19 protein-coding genes and 2 pseudogenes are annotated in these 20,533 nt (G+C 44.7%); 6 read left to right on the top strand and 15 right to left on the bottom strand.

Going from position 1 to position 20,533, the window contains the following annotated elements:
- Positions 1-69: 69 nt before the first annotated feature.
- Positions 70-207, bottom strand: a pseudogene (locus AB6D93_RS02455) (GTP-binding protein); the annotation flags it as partial.
- 449 nt (positions 208-656) lie between these two features.
- Between AB6D93_RS02455 and ihfA the strand changes: the two are divergent.
- Entirely contained in the window at positions 657-953 is a 297-nt protein-coding gene (gene ihfA / locus AB6D93_RS02460; protein WP_004734853.1) for an integration host factor subunit alpha, read from the top strand.
- Between the two features lie 172 nt (positions 954-1,125).
- Here the strand turns inward: ihfA and AB6D93_RS02465 are convergent.
- Both AB6D93_RS02465 and AB6D93_RS02470 read right to left on the bottom strand, forming a co-directional pair.
- Positions 1,126-2,120: pseudogene (locus AB6D93_RS02465) on the bottom strand (ABC transporter substrate-binding protein).
- A 193-nt stretch (positions 2,121-2,313) separates the two neighbouring features.
- A complete protein-coding gene (locus AB6D93_RS02470) occupies positions 2,314-3,090 on the bottom strand; it encodes a RelA/SpoT domain-containing protein (RefSeq protein ID WP_017059130.1) in 777 nt (258 codons plus the stop codon).
- A gap of 324 nt (positions 3,091-3,414) precedes the next feature.
- Between AB6D93_RS02470 and AB6D93_RS02475 the strand changes: the two genes are divergently transcribed.
- On the top strand, positions 3,415-4,068 hold the full coding sequence (locus AB6D93_RS02475) for a thiopurine S-methyltransferase (RefSeq protein ID WP_102333249.1): 654 nt from the start codon (positions 3,415-3,417) through the stop codon (positions 4,066-4,068).
- A gap of 113 nt (positions 4,069-4,181) precedes the next feature.
- Here AB6D93_RS02475 and purT read toward each other — a convergent pair whose 3' ends face one another.
- The 7 genes from purT to AB6D93_RS02510 form a co-directional block, all read right to left on the bottom strand.
- Positions 4,182-5,357, bottom strand: a complete 1,176-nt coding sequence (gene purT / locus AB6D93_RS02480) for a formate-dependent phosphoribosylglycinamide formyltransferase (RefSeq protein ID WP_102333250.1) — start codon at positions 5,355-5,357, stop codon at positions 4,182-4,184.
- A 167-nt stretch (positions 5,358-5,524) separates the two neighbouring features.
- Complete coding sequence (gene cdd / locus AB6D93_RS02485; protein WP_017069825.1) at positions 5,525-6,412, bottom strand: cytidine deaminase; 888 nt, start codon at positions 6,410-6,412, stop codon at positions 5,525-5,527.
- Between the two features lie 357 nt (positions 6,413-6,769).
- On the bottom strand, positions 6,770-7,447 hold the full coding sequence (locus tag AB6D93_RS02490; protein WP_017090893.1) for an LrgB family protein: 678 nt from the start codon (positions 7,445-7,447) through the stop codon (positions 6,770-6,772).
- Between the two features lie 2 nt (positions 7,448-7,449).
- A complete protein-coding gene (locus AB6D93_RS02495) occupies positions 7,450-7,821 on the bottom strand; it encodes a CidA/LrgA family protein (RefSeq protein ID WP_004734867.1) in 372 nt (123 codons plus the stop codon).
- Between the two features lie 25 nt (positions 7,822-7,846).
- Complete coding sequence (sbcB, locus tag AB6D93_RS02500; protein ID WP_017080644.1) at positions 7,847-9,271, bottom strand: exodeoxyribonuclease I; 1,425 nt, start codon at positions 9,269-9,271, stop codon at positions 7,847-7,849.
- Between the two features lie 206 nt (positions 9,272-9,477).
- Positions 9,478-10,326 carry a sterol desaturase family protein gene (locus AB6D93_RS02505; protein ID WP_017059137.1) on the bottom strand — a complete coding sequence of 283 codons (849 nt, stop codon included), beginning with the start codon at positions 10,324-10,326 and terminating at the stop codon, positions 9,478-9,480.
- 87 nt (positions 10,327-10,413) lie between these two features.
- The gene (locus AB6D93_RS02510) at positions 10,414-11,427 is read right to left on the bottom strand and encodes a DUF2804 domain-containing protein (RefSeq protein ID WP_017070924.1); all 1,014 of its coding nucleotides are present in this window, start codon (positions 11,425-11,427) and stop codon (positions 10,414-10,416) included.
- A 169-nt stretch (positions 11,428-11,596) separates the two neighbouring features.
- Between AB6D93_RS02510 and AB6D93_RS02515 the strand changes: the two genes are divergently transcribed.
- Complete coding sequence (locus AB6D93_RS02515; RefSeq protein WP_017065510.1) at positions 11,597-12,631, top strand: AraC family transcriptional regulator; 1,035 nt, start codon at positions 11,597-11,599, stop codon at positions 12,629-12,631.
- A gap of 4 nt (positions 12,632-12,635) precedes the next feature.
- Here AB6D93_RS02515 and AB6D93_RS02520 read toward each other — a convergent pair whose 3' ends face one another.
- Together AB6D93_RS02520 and AB6D93_RS02525 are read right to left on the bottom strand one after the other, a co-directional pair.
- On the bottom strand, positions 12,636-13,586 hold the full coding sequence (locus AB6D93_RS02520) for a hypothetical protein (RefSeq protein WP_017065511.1): 951 nt from the start codon (positions 13,584-13,586) through the stop codon (positions 12,636-12,638).
- Positions 13,587-13,625: 39 nt separating this feature from the next.
- The gene (locus AB6D93_RS02525) at positions 13,626-14,960 is read right to left on the bottom strand and encodes a sphingomyelin phosphodiesterase (RefSeq protein WP_017065512.1); all 1,335 of its coding nucleotides are present in this window, start codon (positions 14,958-14,960) and stop codon (positions 13,626-13,628) included.
- A gap of 415 nt (positions 14,961-15,375) precedes the next feature.
- Here AB6D93_RS02525 and AB6D93_RS02530 point away from each other — a divergent pair, with 415 nt between their 5' ends.
- Positions 15,376-15,897 carry a DUF2058 domain-containing protein gene (locus tag AB6D93_RS02530; RefSeq protein ID WP_010441213.1) on the top strand — a complete coding sequence of 174 codons (522 nt, stop codon included), beginning with the start codon at positions 15,376-15,378 and terminating at the stop codon, positions 15,895-15,897.
- A 128-nt stretch (positions 15,898-16,025) separates the two neighbouring features.
- On the opposite strand, the gene AB6D93_RS02535 is transcribed toward AB6D93_RS02530, so the two are convergent.
- Positions 16,026-16,247: a hypothetical protein gene (locus AB6D93_RS02535; protein ID WP_017059142.1), complete on the bottom strand. Its 222-nt coding sequence runs from the start codon at positions 16,245-16,247 to the stop codon at positions 16,026-16,028.
- A 307-nt stretch (positions 16,248-16,554) separates the two neighbouring features.
- Positions 16,555-17,439 (bottom strand): LysR family transcriptional regulator, encoded by an 885-nt coding sequence (locus AB6D93_RS02540; protein WP_102333251.1) that lies wholly within the window; start codon positions 17,437-17,439, stop codon positions 16,555-16,557.
- Positions 17,440-17,571: 132 nt separating this feature from the next.
- Here AB6D93_RS02540 and AB6D93_RS02545 point away from each other — a divergent pair, with 132 nt between their 5' ends.
- Positions 17,572-18,582 (top strand): aldo/keto reductase family oxidoreductase, encoded by a 1,011-nt coding sequence (locus AB6D93_RS02545; protein WP_102333252.1) that lies wholly within the window; start codon positions 17,572-17,574, stop codon positions 18,580-18,582.
- Positions 18,583-18,591: 9 nt separating this feature from the next.
- Positions 18,592-18,984: a heme-binding protein gene (locus tag AB6D93_RS02550; RefSeq protein ID WP_017066157.1), complete on the top strand. Its 393-nt coding sequence runs from the start codon at positions 18,592-18,594 to the stop codon at positions 18,982-18,984.
- 112 nt (positions 18,985-19,096) lie between these two features.
- Here the strand turns inward: AB6D93_RS02550 and AB6D93_RS02555 are convergent, their stop codons facing one another.
- Entirely contained in the window at positions 19,097-20,470 is a 1,374-nt protein-coding gene (locus AB6D93_RS02555; RefSeq protein WP_102333253.1) for an L-cystine transporter, read from the bottom strand.
- Positions 20,471-20,533 lie beyond the last annotated feature (63 nt).

The following is a 20,533-nucleotide window of genomic DNA, read 5'->3' on the forward strand; positions in this document are numbered from 1 at the left end:
CTCGCACTTGTGAGGTCTTATTCTATGTCGAAGAAGTGAAGTTATTTAAATAACCAACTTACTAAGCAATCAACTAACCATACACGCAAGTAACTGGCTCTCAAGATCATCGTCTATTTCTAGACCGATCATTTCTATTCTGATTTCGATACACTCATCGAGTTCTGATTCCGTCAAGCCATCCTCTGTTAAGTTGTAACCGAAAACCTCAAAAGAACATAGGCTTTTATAAGTGAATTCGAATTAAATTCTGAAATGATACAAATCTTATATTTAATAACGCTTATTTAGTAACCTCTGTTGAGTCCCATATCAAATCAAGTGGCTGATTTTATTGGGTATCGGAGAAAAGTCTCAAAAATTATTATTTAGTTCGCTAAAGTTTTAAATTCTATTAATGGTTGTTTGTATGGAATATAACGCCATTTCGTTACTGTTGAGTAGATGGTTTTTAGCTATATATGTGAAATTTGAAGCGAGTTATCTTTCTGATTTGAAAGAATAATTAAATAGTTAAGATAAAAAAGTTGGCGAAAATCAGAAGCTTGGCATACACTTTCCTAGTAAATGACCTTATCTCATTGATTGAATAGGGTAAATGCTTTGGCGCTACTGGCGATGGTAGCAATGTTTAACATAGCTTTGAGGAAAGTTTTATGGCACTCACGAAGGCCGATTTGGCTGAGAACCTGTTTGAGACACTCGGATACAGCAAGCGGGATGCCAAGGAAACGGTGGAAGTGTTTTTCGAAGAAGTTCGTAAAGCGCTCGAAAATGGCGAACAGGTAAAACTGTCTGGTTTTGGTAATTTTGATCTTCGCGAGAAAAACGAGCGACCTGGTCGTAACCCGAAAACTGGTGAAGACATTCCAATTTCTGCTCGACGTGTTGTTACTTTTAGACCGGGACAAAAACTAAAGGCCCGTGTCGAAAATATTAAAATCGAGAAGTAGCCAAGCAATAGACCACGCCTAGCGTGGTCTTTTTGTATCTGCATAGAGTTTAAGCTAAACGCATTTCTTTAATTTTTAGTAACCTTTCTCAAACTCCATCTATTTACTGTCCGGTAAGAACTTGCTTTAGATGCGAAAACAGAGGCTAGGCCTCTGACTTTGAATCTTCACTCTAAAGGGCTTGTTGAACCTTACTTGCGATGTCTTCAGACACCCAAGGCTTCCATACCTGTGGTGAGCTTTCTAGAAAGTAATACATGGCTTCTTCGGCGTCGGCTTGGTTGTCTTCCATCCAGGCCAGCAACTCACTCATTTGTTTATTGGTAAAACCACGCTTTTCAAAGTATTGGTAGGCAAGAGGTTCGTTATTAGCAAAGGCTTCTGTGGTGATTGTGTGAACCGGTGCTGGTGGATACATGGTCACTTTAGGAGATTCACAATCAGGTTGTGTCGTACAGTTACGGAATTCCTCAGTGTCAGTACCACTTCCGAAATCAACCTTCACCATTTCATACTTACCTAGCACAGGCGTAGGCGACCAGTAATATCCAAACCATGCTTTTTTGCGTTCGTAAGCTTTCGCTATCGTACCTGCTAAAGCGGCGCCTGAGCCGGGATCAACCATTTCAAAATTGTGATCTTCTAACTTAAGCGCATCGAACAGGTGACCGGAGGTAATCTGACAAGTCCAACCCGCAGGGCAGCTATAAAACGCAAACTTCTCATCATCTTCTGGGTGTTCAAACAGCTTTGCGTTTTTAATCACACCTTCAATGGTTGTAAGCTCTGGGTACTGTTCAACAAGGTAGTTTGGTACCCAGAAACCTTCTTCACCGCCGTTGACCAAAGACTTGCCCGCGTAACGTAGACGCTTATCCGCAACACCCTTATCCAACGCTTCTTTGATGCCATTAGTCCAAAGCTCTGGCGCAACATCAGGTTGACCTTTTTCAATCATTGACGTGCCCGTAGGGACGCTATCACCGGGGATTAAGTCCGCTTCACAGCCGTAGCTGTTATTCAAAATGAATTGGTCGACATGAGCAATAGGCTCGCCGAGTTCCAGTTCATGTCTGCAATGGTGATCTTTCCGCATTCGTCAGCACTAGCGTGTACAGAAAACGCAGCAAGTAGCGCGATGGAAAGCATGGATTTGTTATTCTGCATTGACGTAATTCCTTTTCTTGTCAGAAGCTTATTCGCTATAGAAACAGAAATGTTCGACGGAGAAAAGAGACTGAGATCTAAATTTAAACGATCTGATTATTTGGGATAGGAAGTGGAGAGGCTACTCAACAAGTACTAAAAAGGGCTGCGAGTGCAGCCCTTGTGATGTTTATTGGAATACCCTATCTATGTGTTAAGCCGCTTTAATGTGCGTTGTAATGTACGGTTGCCATGCTTGTTGGTAAAGCTCTAAAGATTGGCGTCGTAGGCTATTGATTTGTGCCGCTTCGATATCGTTGATTGGGCGATGTTCTGCAATTGCGTGACGCTCAATGCCTTGGATAATTTCGTATAGCTCGTGCTCAGGACCACTTTTCACGTCAGCAATCGCTTTTAAGTGAAGTTGAACCTCTGCAATGATGTTGGTTTTAGGCAAACGAACCAACAAGTTAAGGTCACGGTAACCAGAGTCAGCCGGCGATTTAAACTTATTTTTCAGCTTAACAACGTCTGCTTCACGGCTTAGCGCTTCGTAAACTTCAACCAAGCTCTCTACATCGTTCGCGATGATAGTTGCACGGGCTAAGTCGGTAATTTTTGTCACATCACCATCAAGCTCAAGGGCGATTTTTTCTTCTGCGCGAGCTTGAGATTTAACGCCAGCAAATAGCGCTTCAGAATTGGTGAGTAGGGCAGTACTTTTACAGATAGTTTCTAGTTCAGCTTGGCCTTGATGCGCTTTGCTGTACAAAATATCGAAGTCGGTGTAAGGCTGAGTCGGGCGTGAGTCGAAGGCTTTGATGCCGTAAAGGCCGCTCAAACTATGACGGAATACGTTTGAAGATACTTGGTTTTGCGCAGGAGTGCGCGTTTGATCTGTTGAACTTGTTGAAACAGGTGCTGCTGCGAATGCAGGCGCTCGGCTCAATACCAAAAGCATTAGGGCCGTCGTACGGAGAAATACACTCATTCAAACTCCAAAATACAAGGTTACAAAAAACGGGTAGTCAAAAGGGGTAACCAGTAACGCACAAGAGTAAAAACAGCTTAACTAAACTCACTACATATTAAATGGGGCTAGCTAAGACAGAAACCAACTCTAACGTTTAATATTGCTTTAAAATGTGAAGATATAGACAAATAATCCAACCGTTAGTTCCGCAATTATCAGAACTTTGAACTTAGCCAGTTTCTGATTTTATCGAAATCAATTTAGTACTTTAAACCAAGCTAAGGTTGCTCTTACCTCTCTATACTGTACCCTTGCATTATGACTGTTTAACATGAACGAAAGATGAATAATCCTGAATTTTGGCACAATAAATGGGCAGCCAACCAAATTGGTTTCCACCTCGAAGATGTAAACCCACTTCTGATTAAATTTTGGGAAAATACTGAGCCTAGCTACGAGAAGAGTGTGTTTGTTCCACTTTGTGGCAAAAGTGAAGATCTGATTTGGCTAGCTTCAAAGCATGAAGAGGTTCAAGGTGTCGAGTTAAGCCAGATTGCGGTTCGCGCATTTTTTGCAGAGCACCTTTATACCCCGACTGTGACTCAAATTAGCGGTCAGCACGAGCTCTACCAATTCGATGAACTGAACATCTACACGGGCGATTACTTTTCAGCGCCAATCCAACCTGTCGATACCATTTATGATCGCGCGTCTTTAGTCGCATTGCCTGAAGAGATGCGAGTGCAGTACGTAGAGCGCTTAAAACAACTGCTGAAACCGGGCGGTAAGATCCTTCTGGTGACTCTGGATTATGATCAAAGCGAGATGGCGGGGCCTCCGTTTAGCGTACCTAAGTTAGAGATTGCTCAATTGTTTGCAGGATACAAAATTACATTGTTGAATCAAGATATAGCGAACGATGAACATCCGAAGATTGCTAAGAAAGGCTTGTCTCGCTTCTGTGAAGAAGTGTATTTGATTGAGTCAGACGCTTAAGTTCAGTCTGCTTAGTTAAGCCAACAGATAACACCAACAAAAAGACGGGCTCGATAGCCCGTCTTTTTATGGTTCAGATTTGAACTCGTGATTGTTCAGAATTGAATAGCAGGTTAGTAAATCACTTTTACTTTTGACGCGCTCTCAATGGCATCTTCAATCGCTGTTTCTGTGCTGTTACGACGAGTAAGCGCCACACCTAAACGACGGCGACCATCGATATCAGGCTTACCAAACAAGCGAACTTGCGTTTGTGGTGCGTCTAGCGCTTCTGCAAGGCCTTCAAAGCGGATATTCGTTGATGTGCCTTGACCAAGGATTACGGCAGAGGCACAAGGGCCATACTGAGTAATTGATTTGATCGGCATACCTGTAAATGCGCGTACGTGTAGTGCAAATTCCGATGAGTCTTGAGACATCAGAGTAACCAAGCCAGTATCATGTGGGCGAGGGGAGACTTCATTGAAGATCACGTGGTCGCCTTTAACGAACAGTTCAACACCAAAGATGCCGTGACCGCCTAATGCGTTAACCACTTGCTCTGCCGTGTATTGCGCCGCTTTAAGTGCGTTGTCAGACATGACCTGTGGCTGCCATGATTCGCGGTAATCACCGTCTTCTTGGCGGTGACCGATAGGCGCACAGAAGTGAACACCGTCGACTGCGCGAACGGTAAGTAGCGTAATTTCGTAATCGAAGTCGATGAAGCCTTCAACGATTACACGACCCGCGCCAGTACGACCGCCTTCTTGTGCGTAGTCCCAAGACTTCTGAATGTCTTCCTCTGTTTTGATAACGCTTTGGCCTTTACCTGAAGAGCTCATTACTGGCTTAACAACGCAAGGCATGCCCACGAATTCAACAGCGGCTGAGAAATCTTCAAAGGTGTCTGCAAAGCGGTAAGGAGAAGTGCTCAGCTTTAGCTCTTCTGCAGCTAGGCGACGGATACCTTCGCGGTTCATCGTTAGCTTAGTCGCATTTGCAGTGGGAACGACATTTAAACCTTGCGCTTCCAGCTCTACCAACTTGCTGGTGGCAATAGCTTCAATTTCAGGAACCACATAATCTGGTTTTTCAAGTTCAATGACTGCTTGCAGTGCATCGCCGTCTAACATGTCTAATACATGACTACGATGTGCAACTTGCATTGCTGGTGCGTCTGCATAACGATCACAAGCAATAACTTCCAAACCTAAACGTTGGCACTCGATAGCAACTTCTTTGCCGAGTTCACCTGAACCTAATAGAAGTACACGAGTAGCATTTTCACGAGTAGCGGTACCAAACATAGAAATTCCTTCCGATCTTTTAAACGATTGATTGAAAACGGGGTGATCATACTTATTTAAATGACAAAAGCAAACGTTTGCGCAAGTTGCTACGTTAATTACAAGTATAAAAAAAGCAGCCCCGTTAAATAGGGCTGCTTATTTAAATTATTGTTAACTAGATGTACTTAGATTGCTAAGTAAGTCACTGGAATGTCGGGATTAATCGCTTCTAATGTAGATTGCGTATCCGCTAGGTGACTGATGCTACCTTCGGCAATTTCAACCAACGCTGCACTTTCAATCTGTTCAAAATCGAAGCCAGCCAGTTTAAGTTGAATCAACGCCACTTGTAGAGGAGGTAAGCTCGGGTTGAACGCTGCGTTTTCAGCGTAAGCACCGGTGAAAATCTCACCCGACGTCAATTGCAGTGAAACACCACTTAGGTTTTTGGTGTAAGGAGCATGGCTGCGGTTTAGTGCTGCTAGCGCTTCTACAACAATAGGCGTTGTTTCTTCGGTCGTGTACTTATGATCAAGCTTAGTCATTAGGCCAGTCGTCACACCTAAATCAGCAGGGCCGAACGAGTCTGGTAGGTACTCTTGCAGAGACATTTCATCACGTTGTGGAAGCTGAACTTTAAGTTCTTTTGCTGTGGTCAGTTCGTTCATGAATTGACGACAGTGACCACAAGGACTGAAGTTTATGGTGATATCTGAGATACCTAGTTCGCCTTTCATCCAAGCGTGGCTGATTGCAGATTGCTCAGCGTGAACGGTTTGACCAAGTTGAGCACCAGCGATTTCAAGGTTTGCACCAAAATACAGAGTACCAGACAAACCACGCACGATTGCACCAACATAAAAGTCAGATAACGGAGCGTAAGAATACGCTGCGGCAAAAGGAAGTAGCGCAATACGTAGCTCGTCATCCGCTAGACCACTTGCTTGCAGTAGGCTAGCAAATTGTTCTGGAGACAATGTCGCGTCAAAGTTGTCTGCTAATACGATGTCACTCAAAAGTGCTTTGATTGCTGTTGGAGCACTTTCCAGCGCCAGGGTAATACGACTGTTCATGTTGAATCCTTAATTGACCTTAGGCTTTAATTCTATGCAATGCTCAGGAATTTTCTGTGACCTTTATCACTACTGCGTTGTTGTTGTTACATTGGTTTGCATAATTAGAGTGAGGTCACAGATGAAATCGATTGCAAGAGTAAAAACTACCATTGATATCCCACTTATTGGCCTAAACAGGGCGCGATTTGACTGCTATTGCCGAGTAATTGCGAGAAAAAAGCCCAAGCTATCACTGAAATAATCAGGTTATGCTTGGGCTTATTGATATCTGTAACGCTTAAAATTCGCGAACCAGTGAGTTTAGCTATTTACCAACTCATCTATTAGAGCGCGTATAAACTGTAATCAAAGTGGTTAAGAATAGAACCAAACCACAAGCGAAAATATACTCGGCGCGATAATCGAGGTAATGACGCCACAGAGCACAAGCGCCAAAGAACTGAATGCTGCGTCTTCCTGATTCTTTTCAGCACAAGTTGCCGTACCTAAAGCGTGAGACACGGTACCCATGGTTAAACCTCGGGCAATAGGGCTCTTAATACCAATGAGATTGTAGATTGGATAAGCAAAAATTGCCCCAAATAGACCAACAATCAATACCAGTATTGCCGCAATCGCTGCTTCACCACCTAAATGGCTCGATACTTCCATCGCAATTGGTGTGGTGACTGACTTACCTAATAAACTCGCAATCAAAGTTAAGTCAGCTTTAAAAGCCACTGCGATTAATGCTGTCGTTGTCATCGACATCACACTGCCTAGCGTGCAAGCAAAGGTGATGATGCGCCAGTTGGCTCTGATTTGAGGTAGCTGCTCATAAAGTGGGTAAGCAAGTGCAACAACCGCAGGCTGCAGCATGTAGGTAATCCAAGTGTTGTCAGCATAGTAAGTCTCAAACGGTACTCTAAAGAACGTGAGAATCGGGATGATGATACCAATGCTGATAAGCAGGGGGTTACACAGCGGCGAGTTTACTTTTTGACTTACCCAGCGAGCAAATAGGAATACCACGATGGTGAGTAGAATCCACATGATCAGTTACCTCTCGAAAGCAAGCGGTCTAAGAACCATGATAAGGATACTAACACCAATAATGTGCCACCAACGGCGCTCGCCATAATTGGCAATGCGTTCGCGATGAGCATGTCGAAGTGATCCATCAACCCAACACTGATCGGAACAAACAGTAAGATCATTAGGCGGATAATCAAGCTTGCGCCGGGTTGTACCCAGTGCGAAGGAACAATACCAATCACCATGGCGGCAAACAGAATCAACATGCCAAAAATACTGCCAGGGATTGAGGTATCCAAAAAGTGCTGTAACGCGTTACCTGCTGTAAGTGCACCTATGATTAAGGTGAAGGAGATTAAGCAGTAAACCAGTTGGATCAATCTTTCTTTCAAGGTGTTACGTCTCTTGATAATGGAATTAGCTAGCTAACTTTTCTACGTATTGATAAACCGCCTTCAAGATAGCCATTTTCTTCTCGTCGCTTTCATGTTCATGCGCGAGGTTTTCAAGGTTTAGCATGTACTCTTCTAAACGGCTTTCATAAAACTCACGACAATGGTTCGCCCATTTCAATTGCTCAGCTTCGTCGAGCGTCCATGGGAAGTTACGCGCACGGTAACGGAACAGTAACGGTTTAATACGTTCATCACCGAAGGTGATATCTAAAGCTGCCAAGTTATTTGGGTCAGTTTCGCGAATGATGTTCATCGCTGTTTTATCAGCAGGTGAGAAGAAACCGTCATAAAGGTGTGTATCAACATCATCACTCTTTTCGTACTCTCGCTCTTGTGAGTACAGGCCGATCAGTTTTTCGCGGATCTCTGGGTGTTCGCGCAGCAGTGCCAAGTTCTTCAAGCATTGTTGGCGATCAATACCGATGGTTTCGGCATTTTCAGCCGTCAGCGTTTTGGCTGGAGCAAGAATAGGGCACTTGTTCAGTTGAACCAATTTGATTGGTACTGGTAGCTCGTCTTCACCCAGTTCACTGCGTTTGGTGTAGAGTCTGTCTCTGAGTTCATCAGCGTCCAGTTCTAACAGTGGGCTTGGATCTTTGGCTAAATCAACCACGATAACCGCATTTTGATTGGTTGGGTGCCAAGCCATAGGCACAATCCAACTTGTGTAGTTGCAGTCACGGCCAAACATGCCCGAAACGTGCATCAATGGTGTCATGTTTACGATATCAACCAGATCATTCAGCTTACGCTTATGACGCATGTTGTAAAGGTAATCGAACATCTTAGGTTGCGCAGCTTTCAGCTTCTTCGCTAACTCGATGGTCGCAATAACATCGGCCATCGCATCGTGCGCGTTCTCGTGTTCAATGCCGTTTGCCACAGATAGGTGTTCCAGTTTGAAGCTTGGGTAACCTTCTTCGTTCTCTGGCCAAACAATGCCTTCAGGGCGCAGTGCGTGAACAGCGCGCATTACATCTAATAAATCCCAACGCGAGTTGCCGTTCTGCCAGCTCCACGCATATGGGTCGATGAAGTTTCGGTAGCAGGTGTAACGCGTTACCTCGTCATCGAATCGAATACTGTTGTAGCCAAGGCTTGTGGTGTTTGGTTTGGCTAACTCAGCATGGATCTTAGCGATAAACTCTGGTTCAGGAAGACCTTGTGAAGCCGCTTTTTGTGGTGTGATACGGGTGATCAGTGCAGCTTCAGGCGCAGGGAGGTAATCAGCGGGAGGTTGGCAATAGATAACCAGAGGCTCTCCAATAACATTGAAATCTTGGTCGGTACGAACACCCGCAAACTGACTCGGACGGTCTTTTGCTGGGCTAACGCCCCATGTTTCGTAATCGAAAAAGAAGTAGGTTGGCTGATTATCTGAACTCATTGAATTTCCTGAACAGCAAGCGCGGAACGTTTACTGTGGCTGAAGGTTAGTTTTGTTCAGTATCTGATAGTATGCGGTACGCGTGCAACCCAGATCACAAATAAATTGCCGGAAAACGGTGCTTTACTATTCAATCGAGTCAGTGGGGAAGGTTTTGAAACCAATTGAGGCGGTTTCTTAGTTAATACAATCTGTCTATCGTCCGTTTAATCCGATGGAGGCGAGAGTATCAACTGGACTTTCTGCTTCATGGTTAACTCTCGGTTCTTCAAATCTTTGAATATGGCCTTCCATTCTTGAAAGGTGACCACTATCGGATTAAAACTGTTCACGGGTTTGGTGACGCCATAACGTACAGTTTCAACTTCAGGTTCGAATGTACCAAATAACTTATCCCAGATAATAAGAACGCCGGCGTAGTTCTTATCAATGTATTGCGGGTTTTTGCCGTGATGTACACGGTGGTGTGATGGGGTGTTAAAGATGTATTCAAGTGGTCCCAAGCTTCGTATCCATTGTGTATGGACGAAGAACTGCAAACCTAGATTGAGAAGCACCACAAAGATGACCCACTTAGGGGCAAAACCTATGATGACCAACGGTATCCAGAAAAGCCACATCCCAGCAAGTGGATACATTAAGCTTTGACGGAAAGCCGTACTGAAGTTCATGCTTTCTGAACTGTGGTGTGCCACGTGTGCTGCCCACATCCAGCGAACACGATGGCTTGCTCTGTGGAACCAGTAATAGCAAAAGTCTTGCAACACCATCAATACAACAAAACTCAGCACGCCCATTTCAATGTCCATTAAGCGCCAACCAAACATCCAGAGATACAGCTGCACGACCAATAACCCGGTGAGCAAATCGGAGAGTTGATGCATTCCCGCCAGCGTGAAATTACACATCACTTCTGAAAGCTTATAGCTGGAGTTATCAGGCAGTCGACCTTGCTTCTGACCGATAAAATACTCAGCCAACATGCACACCACGAACAAGGGCGCTAATACCAGCAGTAGCCATTCTGGGTAATTGATTAATGCGTCGATATTCATGTTTTATCCTTGTTGAGACGCCATACGCGTTCTTAGTATCAAGTTTACTTAGACTTGCTCGCCTGAAATTCAGTTAGCAAAATTTCGCTACCAGCGAGCAAAGTGATCTTCTGTTAGGCCAAGAACACCATCGAGTTGATGTGTCACTCCATTGTTGTCTTCAATCGAGCCAGAAAAGTGACCAATGAACTGACGAAAGTTACTTTTTAACAGCCATAAATTGAGCTTTTCGCTGCGATTATTTAAGGGCGTAAAGGTCAGGTTTATACGTCCATCTTGTGATGTTATCTGCCAAGGTAAATTGGTGTCTTGGCGACTAAACGCAAACTGTACCGGGTTAAGTAAGTGCCGAGTTCCATTGATCCATAAAACGTTCTCGCAGCCTCCGGTTTCATTGACGCCTGCTGCGAGGTTCAAGCCAATATCTGTCCCATTGGATTGCGTGTTGATGCTTGCCCAGCGCCAACTGGTTTCACGTCTCATGTAACCCGCTGAAAAGTCATAACCGGCACGAGCTTGTTCGAGAACGAGTGATTCTCCCTTGATTTGGATTTCACCGCTGATGCGCAAAGCATTGTGCTTTTGGGTGTAAGTCCAACCTGAATAACCCGTTGGGCTGCACATCGCCATGGGCAAGCTGTCGGTTTCAGGCTCTAAAGAAATATCGGCCTTGATGAATTTCGTATTCAAGCGAACTCGCCATTGTCCGCCCTCGATATAGAAAGCAATGCTTTGATCTGCAATGCTTGTCTTTCCTTCAAATGGTGAAGGCGTTACATGCTTATCAAACCCTAATGGCCTCAACCAAGATGACTCTTGCAGATGGTTGTTTTCTATGTCGTACAGATAACAAAATGCCGAGCCTAAGTAGCGAATATCCGCGATAGCGACGCCGATAATGTGTGTGTCGGTGACGATGCTGACAAACTGGAATTGCTTATAGTGGAAGTGCTTCTGCCAAGGGTTTGCTTTTGAATCCATCGAGTTTCGGTAGTCAAAGTTCTCGATGTTTAGGTGTTTAAGGATGCCATCGAAATGCCCAATGATCGGCTGACCATTAGAATTAATCAAACTGTGTGGGGCTGGGTTGGTTTTTATCATTGCGATGGTTCACATTATTTTAACAACTAAAGCCATTGTGCGATGAGTAGCGTAGAATTGGGAGGTCATATTCGGACAAGAGCGCGTTACCAATCACGATTTTGTCAGTAGTGTTGTTGAAGCTGAGTAGTCATGTTTATGGGAATGGGCTCGATATAAGGAGAGACGATTGGAGATTATCGCGGAGTATAAGCCAACCGGACATAGGCACCAGTTGGGTACATTAGATATCGCGCTGCTGTTGAATACGCTAGAGCAACGAGGTATCGATATTGAAAGGCTACTCAATGATGTGGGTTTGCCGAACATGGATTGGCGAGGTCCGAATGGAAAACTGACTTACGCTGACAAGCTTTCGTTGTTTAGCGCGGCTAATCAGAGTTTTCCTCACGATGGTTTGGGGCTTTGGTTGGGGGAACACGCTAGCTTGAGCCACTTTGGTGTGTTGGGTTATGCGCTATCGACCAGTCAAAATGTCGGGGAGGCCATCAAGTCGGGCTTCAAGTATTTGCGCCTGAACGGTCCTATTTTCTCGGTTAAATTGTTTCTAGATTCCGAGCACGCAGTGATTCAGATTGAGAACACCTTGGAAGTGGGCGATCTGCTCCCTTTCTGCAGTGAGTATTTCTTAAGTTCCATCGTCTCTTTGTTCAAAGAACTGACTGGTCATGAGTTGGATATTCACACTTTGGCTTTGCCTTATGCTCGTCCCAATTACGCTAAGCTCTATGACGACCGTTTCCAGTGCCCTGTAGTTTTTGAGCAGAGCCATTGTGAATTGCGTTTTGATGCCTCGGTTTTATCACAGACCTTATTGACTCATGATGCCGCGACACTGAAGCGCTATCTTGCGTCTTGCCAGTCGATAGTCGAAACGTTGGACTCTGAGCATCTGCTGACTAATCAGATCAAAACGATCTTTTATCAAACCGCAGGTAGTTTCCCGACTATAGAACAACTCGCGGATGAGTTTGGTTGTAGCTCTCGTACACTCAGGCGAGAGCTAGTGACCCATGAATCCAGTTACCAAATATTGCTTACCGAAGTTCGAGTGGAGCTGGCCAAAGAGCTATTACTCGGCACAACCATGAGCATTGATGACATCGGTGAAAGGCTCGGTTATAGCGACCCTGCAAATTTCAGAAGGGCGTTTAAAGGTTGGCTCAATAAAACGCCCGCTCAGTTTCGTGATGGTTTAAGTTAAGGCGTTACTTGCTAAAGAACTGCTCCCTGAAATCGGTGACTTGCTGTTGATAATAACTGTCCCAATCTTGTTGAGTCCAAGTGGCATAACTTGATGAGCGCTGAGAGTCTAAGGTTGCTTTGAGCTGATCCAGTTGCTCGTGATAACTCATCACGGTTTGTTGCTGTTGTGCGACTTGTTGTTCTCGCGCGGCAATGTTGCTGGCCTGCGCTTCATCTAAGTAGGCATCTTGAAGGTCGGCTTTGACTGATGCTACTTCAGCAGGGCTATAGCTGCTGGGTATCAAAGATACTGCCAGTTCATATTTTTGAAGCTGTGTTTCGGCGTTTAACGTGCCCGTATTGTTTTGCCATTCACTAAGCAAATCTTGATAGTTGGCCAAAAACTGGCTCGCTTCGTTCTTTTCAAGGGTGTTAGCGTCAAGCGTAAAATCCAGATGAGCAAACTGGTCAGCGAATAGCTGGTGGGCCAACTCTCCCCATACTTGTTGTGCAGATTGCTTGAATAAGGCAACACGATCTTCAAGAGTCTCTATGGATTCAAGTGGGATAGTGCTTTGTGTTAATTGCCAGTCAGCCGATAGCTGCGGATAGTCGCTCAGTAACTCAAACCATATGCCCGGCAATTCTGATTTCAATCGTGCGAGTTGCTCTGCGCAGTCATCGCGTTGTTGGCAAAGCTTCCAGAACCCATCGAGTTCATCGAACAAAGCCTTGCCTTCAAGCTCACTCAAGTTTTCAGCAAGAATTTTACCGTCCAGTGCTCCAGCTTGGGCTTGATTGCTGTGCGATGCGGAGTTTTCCGAACTAGCGGTTGCAGTAGGCGTGGAATTATCGTCATTAGTTGTCGTAGAAACACGCGGCTTAGGTTCTGTGTGTTGAGCAGAAGATAGCGCTGTTTCGTTCGTTTTTGATGACCACGAATAGCAAATAATGCTCGCCGTTAAGACGAGCATTAGGATTAATATAACTCGATGCATTATTGGTTCACCGAGTTACTTGATCACGGCGCTAACAGGGAAGTGGTCTGAAAGGTTGTAGTGCTTCCATAACTCACTGCTTGTTGATCTTGGGACATCCACGCGATTGTCGTTATGCGCTTTAGCGGTATACTCTGAGCTCACTACCACATAATCGAGATACTCAACGTTCTCGCCACCCGACATAGGCTCTCCCGCAAAGTTGTTGATGCGTGGGTCAAAGGTAGAAGCGGTGTAACCTGAGTATGTTGGTTCATCAGCCTGCAGGTTAGCAAACATCTGTTGATAGTCGCTTGGGAACTTGAGCTTGTTCACGTTGAAGTCACCGCTGTAAACCACAGTTTCTGATGCCGGGATATTCAGAGACTGCGCCAGTGCACGCATCTGCTTGAATTGACGTTGTCGGTAATCACGAGCGGTGTCCGTATCGAATGATGCCGTGTGGGTACCGAAAACATGGTAAGCCTGACCATTCTTGATAACTTCCGCGTAGTTAACGCCTTTATCTGCAAAGCAATCTGTGCCCGTGCAATCAGGGAAAACATACTGCGCTTCATTAACGATAGGATAGCGGCTGACAATGATCACACCACCGTCGTATATGTTAATCCCATCTTTATCGAGCATTTTAGTTTGATAAGGATACTCTTTCGCAAGCTCACGCAAGAACTCATCTCTGCCGTTAGCAAACACCTCTTGAAGCGCCAACACGTCATAGCCCTTTACATATTGAGGGAGTAGGTCATAGCGGTCACCAATATGTGAAGCGATGGCAGGCAGCGCCCAGATGTTGTAAGTCATGACCTTGAGTGTATTGGCATCCGGCTCTGGTTGCTCATCCACTTTTGGTGGGGTGATGGTGTAATAAATATCATCATAGCGCGCTGTAGAATCGGCTTTGAGGGCTAGCTCTGCATTGACCCCGAACGCATCGGTTGTGCTGCGATGAATATTACGATCGTCATGCAATGTTAGGTTGACGTCTGCGGCACTCAAACCATGTTGCAGTGTCGAGTTATACCAATGTCCCTTCATGGTTTGGTTGAGCGTGACACTTTCGCCCACAGCGTTTGATACCACAGTGTCAAACTCATAGGTCTTCCCAGATTTCACACCAGTCCAGCGGTTGAAACTTATCAGCTTCTTCGTCTCCCAAGGACCAATCTGTTCAACATGCTGTTGCCACTCATCACCGAGTTGAAGCAGGTCGGTACCAGTGTGGTTGGCTTGAATGGTCATCACTTGATTGGTGTTATTGGTGAGATACACGTCGGTGTCTGCGATCGCAGAGGTCGAAGCGATTGATGTGGATGCCACAAGTGCAGCTAACCAAGTCCATTGAGTTTTCATCGTTTACGTTATCCTTATTGATTGATGTCTAGAATAACGTAGTCAAGAGTTATGACATTGGAGTTATAACTCTATGGCATTTATTCAAATATGAGATATATGCCAAGGTTTTATAAAATTGATTAACCATTGAAAATTAACATATTGTCTTATCGGAATGATAAGTGGTACGCGCGCGAATAATAGGGTCAGTTAATGCTTTCGAGTCGGTGGAACAGCCAATATTGGCGTGCTTAAGTGAAAACTGTGTGTCGCGGTAAAGTGGAGGTTGTGAGCAACAAGAAGGGAATATGGACACAGCTTAGAGCTATCAGCATAAATTTTGCGATTGTTCTGTAATTTAATCTTGTTCAGTAAACAGAAACCTCAAAAACAGGTATGATAGTGCCGTTTTTAATCCTGAACTGGGAAAGTCATGGCAAAGTTAACACTCCAAGAGCAGATGCTTAAAGCTGGCTTGGTAAATGAGAAAAAATTAAAGAAGGCGAAGAAAGGCTCTAAAAAGTCTCGCGTTCAGTCTCGTGAAGCAAAAGCGGCAGCTGAAGAAACTAAACTGGCGCAGCAAGCGAAAGACAAAGAGCTAAACCAACAGTTGAAAGAACAACAGTTGAGCAAAGAAATTAAAGCTCAAGTGAAGCAACTGATTGAGATGAACAAGATCGAACAGAAGAACGGTGAGATCAAATACAACTTCACCGACGGTACGCTAGTTAAATATCTTTACGTAGAAGAGCTGACTCAAAAGCAACTAAGTAAAGGCATTCTAAGTATTGCTCGTCAAGGCGAGAGCTATGTTGTTATTCCAACAGCAGTAGCGAACAAGATTGCTATGCGCGACGAAGAATCTATCGTTGATACGCAGGCAGGTAGCACAGACGAAGTAGACGAAGATGACCCGTACAAAGACTTCGTGATCCCAGATGATCTAATGTGGTAATCCGTTTTACCTAGCTCCATTTTAATGGTTAGCTAAGTTTACAGGATCTAAGAATGCAGCGAACAATCACTCGATTGGCGCTGCATTTTTTTTGGCGCGAAATGACTTCAACAAATCTTGAATAAAGCTTAGTGTTCTGACATGCCGTAAACAAGGCTATCATTGGCACTTGCATGATCGATAAAATCGGTATTAGCGCGCTGTTCGTGTTGGTCATAGCCATCGAAGTAACAGTCGCCAATTTCATTGCGCGGGCAAACGTGAATGTGGTCTTTGATGACCAGTTCGGTAGAGCAGCATGGGCAGTGTTTTACATGTCCAGTGAGTACCGTAGATCGATTTGGTTTCATACATCCTCCTGTTAGGCACTGTAATCTGATTGCCTATTTGCACCCTAAGTTACGCAAATTAGTGTGTCGTTATGATTTCATTTTTAAGTCAATGAAAAACGATTCGTAGAGTGAATGTTTAGGTATTAATGTAAATGTAAGAGCAAGAAAAAATAAAAGAACTAGGACGAGTAGGCTTGAAAGTAGATCGGCCATATAGTCGACTTTCACTGGTATCACATTCAGCCGAAGAGGTTGAAGTAGAGCTCGCTACGACGAATATGTTGGCCAGATGAAACCAACAAGCCCTAGTGAGCTGTGCATCATTTTATCGACTTAAGCTTTCAAAGTAATTCTGAACAAATTTAACGAACACTTGGTGTTTCTTTGCCGGATAAATAACTTGCGGATAGAACAGATAAATACTGTTGCCTTGTTGCAGACATTCATCAGGCAGCACTCGCTCTAATTCTCCCAGTTCGACCTCTTTCGCAACGTAGTAACTTGCAATACGGATGATGCCACTGCCTGCCATAGCTTGTTGCTTAAGCAGGTGGTTGTCATTACTTGAAAGCCAGCCGGACACATCAATAATTACCGATTTTAAAGGCCACTCGGTTTGGTGCAGAGTTGCTAAGCATTGATGATCACTTAAGTCACTCACATTGGTAGGGCGACCAAATTGGTTAAGATAACCGGGAGTCGCGACTAAATCATGTTGATAGCTAATCAAGTGTTTCGCCACCATGTTGTCAGGTGGCGTATTGGTGGCACGAAACGCGATATCGATATCATCTTGATTGAGATTAAAGTTGGTGTAGCTACTGTTTATCTCGAAACGAATCTCAGGGTATTGCTGCCTAAACTGTTGGCAGATATCGAATAGATATACCTCAGTAAACATCTTTGGCGCAGTGAGGCGTAATAGGCCTTTGACGATGTCGTGTTGCTCAGAAACACTGCGTTCAAGCTGTAAGACTTGCGAGCGAATCGTTAAGCCTTGTTGTAACGCGCGTTCGCCTTCTTGGGTTAAACGAACACTGCGAGTGGTTCTGACCAAAAGCGGGCACTGTAAATCGTTCTCTAAACGTTTGATCTGTTCAGAAAGGTAGCTCTTAGAGATACCGAGCTTTTCGGCTGCCTTGGTAAAGTTGAGTTGCTGAGCAAGTTCTACAAACAGGATCAGTCGTTCTATTCTTTTGTGTTCGTTCATTCGCGCGTTCCTACCAATCTATTGTTCGTCATATCAAACAATCATTTCGTAACTAGCATATTCTGTTTTTTAAAAAGAACAATATGATAGAGGCATATTTCTGGTCAGCAAATCTTCTAAGCGAGAATCGATATGACGAACAGCACTGAATCTACAAACAAAACGAATGACAAAAAGCGTATCCCATTACAAAATTATCTACCGAATGTTGGGCAAATTGCCTATGGCTGCATGGGGTTAGGTGGTGGCTGGAATGATAATCCAGTGACGAGTGCGGATGTTGCTCAAACACGAAGCGTAATCGACACCGCACTAGAATCGGGCATTAACTTATTCGACCATGCGGATATCTATACCTTCAGCAAAGCTGAGCAAGCCTTTGGTCAAGCATTACAACAAGCGCCTGATCTGAGTGAACAGATGTTCATTCAATCTAAGTGTGGGATTCGTTTTGAAGGCGAGGGCAATGTTGGTCGTTATGATTTCTCGGCTGATTGGGTAGGCCAATCGGTAGACGGTATTCTCAATCGATTGAATACTGAAAAGCTTGATGTGCTGTTATTGCACCGCCCTGATCCTTTGATGGAACTCGATGAGCTAGCAAGAACGTTAGAGAACTTAAAAGCGCAAGGTAAGGTCGATTATTTTGGTGTGTCGAACATGAACAGCCATCAAATTCAGTACCTGCAATCTGCGCTTGGGCAACCCATCATCGCGAATCAAGTTGAGATGAGCTTAGCCAAATTGGATTGGTTGAATGATGGGGTGATGATTAACTCGCAAGGGCACCATCAATCAGACTTCGCCGCAGGCACTCTTGAACATTGCCAATTGAATAACATCCAACTGCAAGCTTGGGGCTGTTTGGCACAAGGCCGATTTGCTGAGCAAGGTTTGTATTCAGAACATGAAAACGTGAAAAAGACAGCGCACTACGTGGCTCAGTTAGCGAACCAATATGGCGTAGAAAGTGAAGCGATTGTGTTGGCATTTTTGCTTCGTCACCCTGCTCGTATCCAACCTGTAATTGGCACCACAAATCTAGAGCGAATCAAAGCTTTGGCAGTCGCGACTCAGATAAACCTGTCTCGTGAAGAGTGGTACAACCTATACGTGTACTCACGTGGTCAAGCACTGCCATAAGGAATGAATATGTTGAATCAAAAGATCGCGCAACAACTGGTGTCTAACGCTCTAGACATTGCTGAGCGTAATCAACAAGCAATCGCGGTGAGCGTGTGTGATACGCACGGTGAGTTACTGGCGTTTATTCGCATGGATAATGTGAGTGTTCAAGCCGGATTGTTAGCACAGAACAAAGCTTATACATCTGCAAGAGATAGACAGCCAAGCGGTAACTTAGGTGCTTGGGCGAGAGAAACTGGTAAAGACTTAAGTTACTGGACTGACCCAAAGATTACTGGCTTTAAAGGCGGTGTTCCCATTGAATTAAATGGGCAGGTGATTGGCGCTATTGGTGTCAGCGGATTAAGTGAAGACGACGATGAAGCACTTGCCGAAAAAGTCATTCAACTTGTGTTCTAAGCTGTTGCTCGTGAAGTAATGGAAGTTAGAAGTAACAGATAATAAAAAACCGATGCATGTGCATCGGTTTTTTTGTTTAACGAGACTCAAGTGCATGAATCAATCGAACCCATTAAGCGTTCGCTTGTTCCAGATCTTGTTGCTTGTCTTTCTTGCCTAATAGGCGGCTTGTGATCGTACCGGCTGTCATAGCACCAGATACGTTAAGCGCCGTACGTGCCATATCGATAAGTGGCTCGATAGAGATAAGCAGTGCTGCAATCGTTACAGGAAGGCCCATAGCAGGAAGTACGATAAGCGCCGCGAACGTTGCACCGCCACCTACGCCAGCAATACCGAATGAGCTCACTGTGATAATAGCAATCAGAGACAGAATGAAGTTGATGTCCATTGGGTCGATGCCAACTGTAGGCGCAACCATGACTGCTAGCATTGCAGGGTAGATACCCGCACAACCGTTTTGACCAATCGTCGCACCGAAAGAGGCAGACAGGTTAGCAATCGCTGGTGGCACGTTTAGCTTAGTGATTTGAGCTTCAACGTTCAGTGGAATTGTTGCTGCAGAACTACGAGACGTGAAAGCGAACGTCAGTACAGGCCAGATCTTTTGGAAGTACTCTTTCGGGTTTACACCAACAAAAGAAACCAACACACCGTGTACGACGAACATCAGTAGAATCGCAACGTAAGATGCAACGATGAAACCTAGTAGGCTGAGGATGTCAGAAGCACTTGATGTTGCAACTACCTTCGCCATTAACGCTGCGATGCCGTATGGCGTTAGTGCCATGATCATCTTAACTAAGCGCATAACGATAGATTGTGCCGCTTCAACAAACGTACGGATCGGAGATTCTAGTTCTTCTTTCTCTGCCATCACTTTACGAGCAGCGATGCCCGTTAGCACACCAAAGATAACCACAGCGATGATAGACGTAGAGCGAGCGCCCGTTAGGTCTGCAAATGGGTTAGTCGGAATAAAGCTAATCAGCATTTGTGGAATTGTTAAGTCTGAAACGCTACCGATGCGGCTTTCAAGTGTTGCGATACGTGCTGTTTCGCGAGCGCCTTCTGTTAAACCTTCAGCAGACAGGCCGAATGCTTGCGTTACAACAATACCAACAATCGCAGAAATCGCGGTTGTTGCTAGCAGTACAGAAATAGTGATACCAGAAATCTTGCCCAGTGAACCGCCTTTTTCAAGCTTCACTACAGCCGCAATCATTGAAACCAAGACTAATGGCATGATTACCATTTTAAGCAATCCAACGTAACCACGACCAACGATGTTTACCCAGTCTAGTGTCTCTTTGATGATGGGATTGCCTTCACCAAATAGCAGCTGTAGACCAAGGCCAAATGCACTACCAAAAACTAAACCGAGTAAAACGAGGCGAGAAAGTGTGTTTTCTTTTTTCTGCTGTCCGTAGAGAAAAAAGAGGATACCAGTGAATACCGCTAAGGCAGCGATAGCTGAAAGTGACATTTGTTTTCCTTATGAATAACTCTAAATCAATTAGGCACCTAGATGTATAGGTGTCAGTACTGC

The sequence above is a fragment of the Vibrio sp. 10N.247.310.23 genome (genome assembly GCF_041467155.1).
Lineage (GTDB): Bacteria > Pseudomonadota > Gammaproteobacteria > Enterobacterales > Vibrionaceae > Vibrio > Vibrio crassostreae_C.